This is a genomic window from Cytobacillus oceanisediminis 2691 (genome assembly GCF_007678455.1).
Classification (GTDB): Bacteria; Bacillota; Bacilli; order Bacillales; family Cytobacillaceae; genus Mesobacillus; species Mesobacillus oceanisediminis_A.
Genome location: NZ_VEEP01000330.1, coordinates 1 through 247 on the forward strand (window position 1 = coordinate 1; position 247 = coordinate 247).

The 247-nt window shown below is 31.2% G+C and carries 1 protein-coding gene; it reads left to right on the forward strand.

Annotated elements, in window-relative coordinates; genetic code table 11:
• Positions 1–104: 104 nt before the first annotated feature.
• Positions 105–247: DUF436 family protein (locus FS736_RS23885; protein WP_144481567.1), on the forward strand; the 143-nt coding region annotated here is incomplete at its 3' end.

Sequence of the window (247 nt, forward strand, 5' to 3'; positions counted from 1 at the left end):
GAATTATATATAATTAGTATATGTTACGCTTTAAATACGTTATAATAAGGGAGTATAGCAATTTTGCTATGTTCCTTTTTATTTTTTTAGGGGGTGGGTTTCAAATGCAAGATTTTTCAATGTTGTTAGACGAATTAAAAGCAATGTCCTTTTTTAATGAAAATGAGATATGCTTGATTGGTTGTTCAACTTCTGAAGTTATTGGTCAGCGAATTGGTTCTGTTGGATCAATGGAAGTGGCTGAATC